This is a genomic window from Helicobacter sp. WB40 (genome assembly GCF_027859275.1).
GTDB lineage: Bacteria > Campylobacterota > Campylobacteria > Campylobacterales > Helicobacteraceae > Helicobacter_D > Helicobacter_D ibis.
Genome location: NZ_JAQHXS010000001.1, coordinates 116,102 through 127,161, shown reverse-complemented (window position 1 = coordinate 127,161; position 11,060 = coordinate 116,102). Strand labels below are relative to the sequence as shown.

Here is an 11,060-nt window from a genome sequence, read left to right as displayed (position 1 = left end):
AATATGAGAATTTTAACATGTTTTATAACTTTACTTTTCAGCCTGTCTTTTAGTGCTTGTTCTATATCAGAGCATTTCACACCAATACAAAATATAAACAATGAAAAAATAGACCTAAAAGTAACATACAATAAAGATAAAAGTGATATAGTCCTAAGCGATATAATATACACAATAGAAAGAAAAATAAAACTAGCACTAGTAAATAATAACAATATAGAAAAAGTAGAATTCTTTATCACAGAATTTTACAATGAAGCCAAAGAAGAGCACAATCCAAGTGCTTCATCAAGCTTCTCTCCTAGGTATCTTTTTAGACTACATATAATTGCAAGCTCAAGTAATGCGACAAAGGAATACTCACGCTATTATGAAATTCCAACTTTTAGCTTTAATGTTAAGCATGACAATAGATTTGATAATTTTTTAGAACAAATTATAAGGGATTTTAATTAATCCCTTTTGCCAAATTTATAAACTCACTAAAAACTCGTCTTAAAGATTCTACTTCAGATATTTTTACTCTTTCATTTACCGCATGAATTCTGTCATTACACACCCCACACTCCACTACACTTATACCATATTCGGCAAAATATCTCGCATCAGAAGTACCACCACTTGTGCTAAGAGCTGGATTAATATTTAAGACATTTTGTATTGACTTTACCAGCAAACTTACCACAAGACTATCTTTTTTACTTAAAAATGGCTTTGAGCTTTGCTTTAGAGTTAGAGTATGCTTAGTATCTTTTAATAAATTATAAAAATACTCTTCTACATCTTTTAGTGTAGTGTTTGTGGAATTCCTTATGTTAAACATTATTTTTATATTCTGTGGAGTTACATTTACAGCTTCCATACCACCACGAATATCTGTTATTACAATCTTGCTAGGCTCAAAATTATCATCTCCATTATCAAGATTATATCCAGCTATCTTTGGCAACAATACAGCTAGAATCTCTGTTGGATTTATACATTTGCTTGGATATGCTACATGTCCTTGTTTTCCCTCTAATGTTAAGATTCCATTTATAGAGCCTCTTCTGCCTATTTTTATCATATCACACACAGATTCTACACTAGTTGGCTCTGCTACAATAGCAAAATTAGGCAAAAGATTCATTTTTTCTAACTCTTCTAATGCGTATTTTGTACCATATATTGCTTCTCCTTCTTCATCGCTAGTTAGGAGAATTGATATTATTCCATTGAAGCTTTCTATCTCCATAATAGCAGATAAAAAAGCTGCAATTCCACTTTTCATATCTTGAGTGCCTCTACCATAAATATATCCATCTTTTATGATTGGAGTAAATGGATCGCTATCCCAAGAATCTCCGGCAGGAACTACATCTACATGCCCAGCAAAACAAATATGCAAAGAATCTTTACACTCTCCATATTGTTTATATAAAAATAGATTCTTAACACCATTTTTATCAAACTCTAAAGCCTTAAAGCCACTAAGTAACCCCAAAATATACTCATAGCTTCCACTTTCATTTGGAGTAACACTCTTAAAAGAAATTAACTTTTTTAGTATTTCAATTTCCACAATCTAACCTTTTTAATTTATCTATTTTATAGCTATAAATGTAGCAAAATTAACCCATTTAAACAAAATTTGAACATCTCTAAAACCAGATTCTAAGAACATTTTTTTGTTTTCTTCTTCGCTATATGGCACAAGCACATTTTCCAATGCTTCTCTTTTTTTGTTTATCTCAAACTCACTATATCCATGACTTTTCTTATAGTCTAAATAATAATTTATAAACTTATAATCAAGTCCCTTATCCTCGCATATGGTCTTTTCAGAACAAATAAAAACTCCTCCTTCTTTTATGGAGTTAGAAATCTTCTTTACCAAAGATAGTCTCTGTGGCGGACGAATAAACTGCAAAGTATAGTTAGAAATAATGCAATTACAACTCCCAAAATCATACTCCAAAACATCACCTTCTATTAAAGTAGCATTAATTCCATAAGCTAGAAGCTTATTTTTAGCGTGTTTTATCATATAAGGAGAATTATCAATACCAACTAAGTCTAGTTTATATTTGGACTTTCTAGCAATTTCTACTAGCATTGAAGCAGTAGAAGTTCCTAAATCCAAGATTCTATCTCCCTCTTTAACAAAAGATAATGCAAATGATGATGATAACTCTAAGACTTCCTTATAAAATGGCACAGACCTAGATAACATATCATCAAATACATCAGCTACACTCTCATCAAATTCAAACTGCCTATCTTTCTCTACGCTAAAGACTTTATCCATTTTCTACCTCACAAGTTTCTAGCTTTAGAATCTTACTTGCTTTATTTATATCACTTGTTATTTGTGCTTTTAAATCTGCTAAATTATCAAAATACTTATTCTCCCGTATTTTTTTAGCAAAATAAAATCCAGCTACTTTATCTTTTACCTCCAGCTCACAACCAAGCAAATGCCCCTCTATTGCGAAACTCTTATCAGTGCTAAGTCTATTACCAACAAAAATAACAGCAGGATAAAATGGTGATATAAGACTTTGTTCTCCAAGTTGTATGAATCCTGCATATACACCTTCTTGCAAAATCAAAAATCCATCATTTTCTATATTTATTGTTGCATATAGCTCTCTTTTACCAATACCCTGCCCTTTTATTATATTTCCCCTAATTTCATAATATCTACCAAGTAATTTGTTTGCTTGTTTTAAATTTCCATTTATTAATAACTCTTTTATAAGACCACTATGAACTGATAACTTTTTATAAAATACCTCATCTACAATTACAACCTCACCTATAAAGCACTTTTGTAAATCAAAAGTATAATAATATCTATCCTTTCCGAATCTAAAGTCATAACCAACAACTATTTTTTCTAAATTTGGCAATATATCCATTAAAAATTCAACAAACTCAATATCACTTTTTTCTCTAACTACATCTAGTGGCAGATTATAAATATCGTTTGGTGCATAAAAATCCCTATATTTCTTAGGCAACAAACTTCCACTATCTTGCTCTATGCTAAGTATGATTCCACTTTTATCTAAACATGAGAATAAAGCATTGTGTGCAATATGCATACCATCAAATTTACCCAATGCTACGCTTGTGATACTACTAGCTAACTTTATATCGTCTTGTAGCGATAAAAAACTCTTCATTTCCTTCCTTACCCTTTAATTTAGATTCTTCTATTTTTAGCATCTCAAACCCTCTATTTTGTAAAGTTTCTCTAATGTTCTCTAAAGATAGCATTATTTTTTCTCTATCTAACACAACACCTTTTTTATTTCTTCTAACATCTTTCCCTACTTCAAATTGAGGCTTAAAAAGCAGAATAAAGATTCCATCTAATAATTCTTCAATTTTATGCAATATCTGAAACACTGAAATAAAAGACACATCACAAACTATCATAGAATAAGATTTAATGCTAGCTTCAAACTCTCTTATATCTGTATTTTCATAGCATACTACCCTAGTGTCTTCTTTTATACTTTTATGAAGTTGATTACTTCCAACATCTACACAATGTATTAGCCTAACCCCTCTTTGAAGCAAGACTTGACTAAACCCACCAGTGCTAGAACCAATATCAAGCACAACCAAATCCCTAACATCAATATCACAAGAATCTAAGAACAAATCAAGCTTATTTGCAGCCCTACTTACAAAGTGCTTTGTATCTTTTATGCTTATTTCATCACCTAATTCTACATTTAATGAAGCCTTTGTGCATACTTTATTATTTACTAGTATAAGCCCATTTTTTATTGCTTCTTTTATTTTATTTCTAGATTCCAGTAATCCAAGATTCGCACACGCTACATCAAGCCTCATTCCCTTGCTTCTTTTTTTATGTTTCTATATCCAAATTGTAAAAAATTCTTGCCATATTTTTCATGCTCTAAGACCAAAGTTAAAGAATCTGTAGTTTTTTTATCTTGTGGTGCAAATGTAACTAAATATTGCTCACTCCACCTCATCACCTTGCTTTGCATAAACTCATCTAATGAATCTTTATTTATTTTTTGTATCTTTAGTGGTTTTGTTTTATTTTGCAGATATATTTTGTATCCATTTTGGATAAAGTCTTTCTTGCCATCACCGCTTTCATAAACATCAAGCAAAAATACTTCATCTTTAGATTTATATTTTTGCATTATATTCATTCTAGTAGCAACAACTACAATTTTTGTAGTATCATCAACTATCAACTCTGCCTTTCTTGTTGCCTGCATATATTCTTCCTCGCTAAGTGTTGGGATATAGCTACTTTGTATTGAAGCACAACCAACCAAAAACAAACAAACACAAAATAACAAAACACTCCTAAGCATGTTTTACTCCAATTTCATAATATTTAATCCCATCTAAATTACAAGTGCTATATTGATTCCTGCCATCAAATATTACTGCTTCTTTTAATCTTTCTTTTATTTCACTAAAATCAGGGCTTCTAAATTCCTTCCACTCCGTAACTAATACCAAAGCATCACAATTGTTTAGAGCATCATATTTATTATCTGCATAGCTAACACCTACTTTATCTTTTAAATAAAACTTCTTTGCCTCTTCCATTGCCTTTGGATCATAGCACTGCACCTTTGCACCCCTCTTTAATAACTCATCAATTAACACTATAGAACTAGCCTCTCTCATATCATCTGTCTCTGGCTTGAAGCTAAGCCCCCAAATTGCAAAAGTCCTACCTTCTAAATTCTCCCCAAAATGTCTAACTATCTTTTTACTTAGAATCTTTTTTTGATTTTCATTTACTAGCTCCACTGCATTTATTAACTTTGGCTCTACATTATTGTCAAGTGCTATTTTTGATAGTGCTTTTACATCTTTTGGGAAGCAACTCCCACCATATCCACACCCAGGATAAATAAAGCTATATCCAATTCTATTATCACTGCCAATACCAATTCTTACTTCATTGACATTTGCACCAACAGCTTCACAAATATTTGCTATTTCATTCATAAAGCTAATTTTTGTAGCAAGCATTGCATTTGCAGCATATTTTGTCATTTCTGCACTTTTTATATCCATTATTATTAACCTATTATTTGTTCTATTAAATGGCATATAAAGTTCCCTTAACATATCCTTCGCCCAAGTATCCTCTGCACCAACAACTATTCTATCTGGTTTTAGAAAATCATTTACAGCATCTCCTTCTTTTAAAAACTCCGGATTTGAAGCAACGCTAAAATCAATAGAAACTCCTCTTTTTTGAAGCTCACCTTCTATAACTTCTCTAACCTTACTAGCAGTGCCGACAGGAACGGTTGATTTATTTACTACAACTAACGGAGATTGCATATTTTCTCCTATGTCTTTTGCTACGCTTAATACATATTGCAAATCAGCACTTCCATCTTCACCCATAGGTGTCCCAACAGCTATAAAAACTATATTGCTATTTATAATCGAATCTTTTAAAGAAGTAGTAAAGCTTAAATTTCCATTTTTATAATTTTTTATTACAAGAGATTCTAAGCTGGGTTCATAAATTGGTATTTTGCCTTCTTTGAGATTATTTATTTTTTCTTCTAACACATCTACACAGCTAACTTTATTACCCATTTCAGCAAAACAAGTCCCACTAACCAATCCAACATAACCAGTGCCAATTACAGAGATATTCATACAAACCCCAAACACAAAATTTTGTGCGATTCTAGCATATTTACTAGGCAAAGCAAAGCAAACTTAAAGTAATTTAAAAATATAATTTAGCATTTTACAAGAATGAATTTTTTGGGGTTTAAAAGGGAAATAAATGCCACGCAATTTAATAAGCACAAAAGATTTTAATAAAAACGAAGTTGAAATGATACTTAATTTAGCAGAGCAGTTTTTAGATGGAAAACCTCGCAATTCTCTAAATGGACACATTGTAATTACTATTTTCTTTGAAAATTCAACAAGAACTCTATCTAGCTTTGAAGTTGCAACCAAAAGACTTGGTGGTAGCGTAGTTAGACTAGATGTTGAGAGAAGCTCAACTTCAAAGGGTGAGACCCTATTTGATACTGCAGCAAACTTAAATGCCATGAATCCAAGTGCCATTGTAGTAAGACATAAAAATTCCGGCGTCCCAAATATACTATCAAAATATCTTTCGTGTTCTATTGTAAATGGAGGAGACGGCTCACATGCGCACCCCACACAAGCATTACTTGATCTACTAACACTAAAGAGGCATTTAGGAAATGTAGAAGGTAAAAAAATAGCAATAGTAGGAGATATAAAAAACTCACGCGTTGCAAATAGCAATATAGAATTACTAAGCAGATTCGGTATGGAAGTAATACTAGTAGCCCCACCACATTTCCTTCCTAGAACAAAGCTAAAATACACACATGATATAAAAGAGATAATAGACAATATCGATGCGATAATGAGTCTAAGAACACAAACAGAAAGACACAATGAATCTATATACTCTAGCCTAAAAGACTATGCAAAAGATTACTGCATAACAAAAGAGCTAGTAGGAGATAGAAATATAATCTTATTACACCCCGGACCTGTGCATAGAAATATAGATATAAGCGATGATATGCTAAGCGATTCAAGATGTAAAGTGCTAGAGCAAGTAACACATGGTGTAGCTATAAGAATGGCAGTCTTAGAGACACTAATAGCACAAGATGTAACAAAACTTCCTAAACATTTCCCATATTTTTAATATGGAATTTGTATTAGTTTTTATAACGGGATTTATCGCTGCTATAACTCCCGGACCTGATATATTATTTATCACAAGAAATACATTGCAATATGGTTTTAAAGAAGGTTTATATAGCTTATTTGGCATCTTTAGTGGTTGCACTATTTTTGCACTTTTAGTGTATTTTGGGCTAACTAAGATTCTAAGTGGCGATGCTTTTCAAATGACATTAAGCATTATAGGCGGAGTGTATCTAATATATCTTGCAATATCTTTGCTAAAGAGCAAAAATAATATTAACCTAACAAAACATATAACAAAGTCTAATAATTGCTACCTAAAAGGTCTTTTTATAAATCTCTCAAACCCAAAAGTTATATTATTCTTTGCAGTAATAGTAACCCCATTTATAGATAAGAATCTAGGATTAAACCTTATTTCGTTGATGCTTGGTAATTTATTAGCATTTTTTAGTGCGTTAATACTCTCTATATATTTTAGGAGATTTTTAACAAATGATTTATTTAACAAAATAGATAAGATATGTGCGATTGTGTTTTCTATTTTTGGTGCGTCATTGCTGTATTCAGCCATTTGTATGCTTGACAACACTTTACTTTTAGAATAGAATTTTAATTTTAATCTACTTAATCACTTTCTTAAACTTTAGGCACTAGCCAAATCAATCACAATAGAGGTTATAAATGAGTGAAAAAAACGAAAAAGAAACAAAGCATAAATCAAGGACACATACGCCCGTTGAAGGCTACACGATAGAATTTTTAAGATCACAATCAATAGATAAATTAGCAGAAATAGCAAAATCTCTAGGAATTGAAAACCCCCAAGAATTTTTAAGACAAGAATTAATTTTTGAAATATTAAAAACACAAGTAAGCAAAGGTGGATTTATACTATTTACTGGAATCTTGGAAATCACCCAAGAAGGATATGGATTTTTAAGATCTATTGATGAGAATTTCTCTGGCTCAAGAAACGATGCTTATGTAAGTAGCACACAAATTAGAAAATTCGCTCTAAGAAATGGAGATATAGTAACAGGTCAAGTAAGATCACCAAAAGATCAAGAAAGATATTATGCTCTATTAAAAGTAGAAGCGATAAATTATCATTCACCAGATGAAATGAAGAATCGTCCTTTATTTGAAAATCTAACACCTCTATTCCCAATACAACAAATAAAACTAGAATACAATAGCTTTAAAATCACAGGTAGAATGCTTGATTTATTCGCACCAATAGGCAAAGGACAAAGAGCATTAATAGTTGCCCCCCCAAGAACTGGTAAAACAGAATTAATGAAAGAACTAGCATATGGTATCACACAAAACCACCCAGAAGTAGAGCTGATAGTATTGCTAGTAGATGAGCGACCAGAAGAGGTAACAGATATGGAACGAAGTGTGAAAGGGGAAGTATATAGCTCAACATTTGATATGCCTGCAAGCAACCACACAAGAGTTGCTGAATTAGTTGTAGAAAAGGCAAAGAGAATGGTTGAGATGGGAAAAGATGTAGTAATCCTTTTAGATTCAATTACAAGACTTGCAAGAGCATACAATACAGCAACTCCAAGTAGCGGAAAGGTGCTAAGTGGTGGTGTAGATGCAAATGCACTACATAGACCAAAAAAATTCTTTGGTGCTGCTAGAAATATAGAACAAGGCGGTTCTCTAACAATTATAGCAACAGCCTTAATTGAAACTGGCTCAAGAATGGATGAAGTAATATTTGAAGAATTCAAAGGTACTGGCAATAGTGAAATAGTCCTATCGCGACCTATTGCAGAAAGAAGAATCTATCCTGCTATGGATATACTAAAGAGTGGTACAAGAAAAGAAGAGTTACTACTAGGTAAAGAAAAATTACAAAAAGTTTGGGTTTTAAGGAATGCGATTCATCAGATGAATAACGAAGTTGAAGCACTAACTTTTCTTTATTCTCAAATGCAAAAATCAAAAGACAATGAAGAGTTCCTAAACAATATGAATGATAATGCCAAGGAATAGCTTGTGATTCCAAGAAAAATTGGTGTTTTTGATAGCGGAGTTGGTGGGCTTAGTGTTCTTAAGAGCATAATTAGCTCACAACATTTTGAAACTATCGTGTATTATGGAGATACTGCTAGAGTTCCATATGGAACGAGAAGTAAAGAAGTTATCACACAATACTCTCTTGAAGCATTAGAATTTTTTAACACACACAATATAGATTTACTAATAGTTGCATGCAACACAATTAGTGCATATGCATTAAAACAAATGCAACAAAACGCAAATTACCCAATCATAGGTGTGATAGAGCCGGGTGTATTAGCACTTACAAACAAAATCAAAAATAAAGATTCAAAAATACTAATACTAGGCACAAAAGCGACAATAAATAGCAATATATATGCAACTTTATTGCAAGATAAGGGATATAGCAACATACAATCACTACAAACAAGTCTATTTGTTCCAATGGTAGAAGAAGGAATCTTTAGTGGTGAAGTCTTAAATAGTGCAATAAAATATTACTTTAACAACATAAATATTCCAGATGCTATCATACTTGGTTGCACACATTTCCCACTAATCTCAAAAGAAATATCAAACTTTTTTAACAACAAGCCAATCCTTATACATTCAGGCGAATCAATAGTAGAATATCTACAAGCAAAATATAAGCTACAAAGATTCGACACTACAAACATAGAATTCTATGCAAGTGATAACTTAGAGAAACTAAAAGCAACTGCAAATATTTGGCTAAATCAATAAATCTCCATAAGCTCAAAATCTTTTATAATTGTCGGCTTTTGTTTTAGAGGAGCTGCAAACTCATTTCCTATTTGATATATTGGCAGAAGCATAAACTCTTCTTTTTTATCTTCATTATATGCATAGTATGTTTTATTTTCTTCTTTATTTTGCATATTTTTCTTAGGCATTTTTAGAGCAATTTCTTTCATTTCTTTGGTATCAAAATATCCTTGAAGTTGCTTTACTCTTTGTGCGACATCTGAATAATACTTTTCAGCTTGGACATTTGAGTTCTCATTTTTTTGCCAACTATATCCTTTATTATATGATTTAATAATATTTTTCCAGTTTCCCTTATGGGTTTTATCCCAAAATTGCAACTCACTAATGGCGATTTTTGCTGCAAAGTCATCATCTTCCACAAGTAAAGCACCTACCATATTTTGCGTAAATCCATTTTGCTTTAAACTTGGATATCTTTTAATTACACCAGGAATATAAGCATGAAAATTGCCCGCACTTGGATCTTGAAAATTCATTTTATACTCTCCAGCACAAGATTCCTTCCATGCTATTGCAGCTAGAGTATATCCATAGCCAAATTTTTCTCCAGCTAGGTAAGATTTTAACAGCACTTCTTTTTGAGAATCAGAAAAGTCCTTCAAAGGAACACAAGAGTTTTTGAACTCAATTTGAGGGACAGCAAAGGCAATAGAATACAAAAATAAAAATAAACAAACGATCCTTAAATTCATACAAACTCCTTTTGGAATTTATTAGCAAGTATCGTTCCTTTTTAGATATAAATTAAGAAGTTAGCAGACAAGAATCTTTAGAAAGTAATTTGCAAGAATGAGATTCTTGCTTGAAGAATCTTTAAGAACCTTTAGGATAGCAGAATCTATACCCTCTTCTTCTAACGGTTTCTATTGTAGCTATGTTTAGTGGTTTATCCATTTTTTGTCTTATTTGATTTATTGCAACTTCTATTACATTTGGAGTTACAAGTTCAGGTTCTTCCCAAATGGCATCTAGCAATTGTTCTTTAGATACTATTTGTTCTTTATGTCTAGCTAGATGTGTTAAAACCTCAAAAGGCTTACCTTTTAATTCGATTTCCTGCCCCTTGTAGGTAATCTTCTCCTCATCAGGATTAATAACTAAGTCATCTATTTCAATTAAATTTGACCCACCAAACCTAAGTCTAGCTTCAATTCTAGCTAGTAAAACATCAAAATCTAGTGGTTTTTTCAAATAATCATCAGCACCACTCTTTAAAGAATCTATTTCACTTTTTGAATCTGTCTTTGATGATATTATAATAACCGCTGTTCTTGGTGATTTGCTTTTAATTTGACTTACAATATCAAGTCCGCTACCATCTGATAGCAAAAAGCTAGTTATAACTAAATCATAATTTCTAATACTAATATAATACTCACCATCTTTTAAATTCTCTGCTACATCAGTTTGATAGCCACTGCTGTTTAGTTTATCAGTAATAGACCTATTAAGACCTATATCATCTTCTATGATTAAAATACGCATTTGAGTATCCTTAAATAAAATCATTGACGATTATAACATACTTTTTCAGATTTTTT

13 protein-coding genes are annotated in these 11,060 nt (G+C 31.7%); 5 read left to right on the top strand and 8 right to left on the bottom strand.

Going from position 1 to position 11,060, the window contains the following annotated elements; genetic code table 11:
* Window positions 1-3: 3 nt before the first annotated feature.
* A complete protein-coding gene (locus tag PF022_RS00740; RefSeq protein ID WP_271021186.1) occupies window positions 4-456 on the top strand; it encodes a hypothetical protein in 453 nt (150 codons plus the stop codon).
* On the opposite strand, the gene dapE is transcribed toward PF022_RS00740, so the two are convergent.
* From dapE to PF022_RS00710, 6 genes are read right to left on the bottom strand one after another with little or no spacing between them, the layout of a single operon-like run.
* The gene (dapE, locus tag PF022_RS00735) at window positions 449-1,564 is read right to left on the bottom strand and encodes a succinyl-diaminopimelate desuccinylase (protein ID WP_271022554.1); all 1,116 of its coding nucleotides are present in this window, start codon (window positions 1,562-1,564) and stop codon (window positions 449-451) included. The genes PF022_RS00740 and dapE overlap by 8 nt on opposite strands.
* A gap of 18 nt (window positions 1,565-1,582) precedes the next feature.
* Window positions 1,583-2,287, bottom strand: coding sequence for a carboxy-S-adenosyl-L-methionine synthase CmoA (gene cmoA / locus PF022_RS00730; protein ID WP_271021187.1), 705 nt, complete (start codon window positions 2,285-2,287; stop codon window positions 1,583-1,585).
* A complete protein-coding gene (locus tag PF022_RS00725) occupies window positions 2,280-3,167 on the bottom strand; it encodes a bifunctional riboflavin kinase/FAD synthetase (RefSeq protein ID WP_271021188.1) in 888 nt (295 codons plus the stop codon). The genes cmoA and PF022_RS00725 overlap by 8 nt, the downstream gene beginning before the upstream one ends.
* On the bottom strand, window positions 3,124-3,846 hold the full coding sequence (tlyA, locus tag PF022_RS00720) for a 23S rRNA (cytidine-2'-O)-methyltransferase TlyA (protein ID WP_271021189.1): 723 nt from the start codon (window positions 3,844-3,846) through the stop codon (window positions 3,124-3,126). Before tlyA ends, PF022_RS00725 begins: the two co-directional genes overlap by 44 nt.
* Window positions 3,843-4,346 carry a hypothetical protein gene (locus PF022_RS00715; RefSeq protein ID WP_271021190.1) on the bottom strand — a complete coding sequence of 168 codons (504 nt, stop codon included), beginning with the start codon at window positions 4,344-4,346 and terminating at the stop codon, window positions 3,843-3,845. Before PF022_RS00715 ends, tlyA begins: the two co-directional genes overlap by 4 nt.
* The gene (locus PF022_RS00710; RefSeq protein ID WP_271021191.1) at window positions 4,339-5,664 is read right to left on the bottom strand and encodes a UDP-glucose dehydrogenase family protein; all 1,326 of its coding nucleotides are present in this window, start codon (window positions 5,662-5,664) and stop codon (window positions 4,339-4,341) included. Before PF022_RS00710 ends, PF022_RS00715 begins: the two co-directional genes overlap by 8 nt.
* A 133-nt stretch (window positions 5,665-5,797) precedes the next feature.
* Here PF022_RS00710 and PF022_RS00705 point away from each other — a divergent pair, with 133 nt between their 5' ends.
* From PF022_RS00705 to murI, 4 genes are all read left to right on the top strand, one after another.
* On the top strand, window positions 5,798-6,709 hold the full coding sequence (locus PF022_RS00705) for an aspartate carbamoyltransferase catalytic subunit (RefSeq protein WP_271021192.1): 912 nt from the start codon (window positions 5,798-5,800) through the stop codon (window positions 6,707-6,709).
* 1 nt (window position 6,710) lies between these two features.
* Window positions 6,711-7,319 carry a LysE family translocator gene (locus PF022_RS00700; RefSeq protein WP_271022455.1) on the top strand — a complete coding sequence of 203 codons (609 nt, stop codon included), beginning with the start codon at window positions 6,711-6,713 and terminating at the stop codon, window positions 7,317-7,319.
* Window positions 7,320-7,395: 76 nt separating this feature from the next.
* A complete protein-coding gene (gene rho / locus PF022_RS00695) occupies window positions 7,396-8,721 on the top strand; it encodes a transcription termination factor Rho (RefSeq protein ID WP_271021194.1) in 1,326 nt (441 codons plus the stop codon).
* 3 nt (window positions 8,722-8,724) lie between these two features.
* Window positions 8,725-9,474: a glutamate racemase gene (gene murI, locus PF022_RS00690; protein ID WP_271022453.1), complete on the top strand. Its 750-nt coding sequence runs from the start codon at window positions 8,725-8,727 to the stop codon at window positions 9,472-9,474.
* Here the strand turns inward: murI and PF022_RS00685 are convergent.
* Entirely contained in the window at window positions 9,468-10,211 is a 744-nt protein-coding gene (locus PF022_RS00685; RefSeq protein ID WP_271022451.1) for a hypothetical protein, read from the bottom strand. The genes murI and PF022_RS00685 overlap by 7 nt on opposite strands.
* A 121-nt stretch (window positions 10,212-10,332) precedes the next feature.
* A complete protein-coding gene (gene hsrA / locus PF022_RS00680) occupies window positions 10,333-11,004 on the bottom strand; it encodes a homeostatic response regulator transcription factor HsrA (RefSeq protein ID WP_271021197.1) in 672 nt (223 codons plus the stop codon).
* Between the last annotated feature and the right edge of the window lie 56 nt (window positions 11,005-11,060).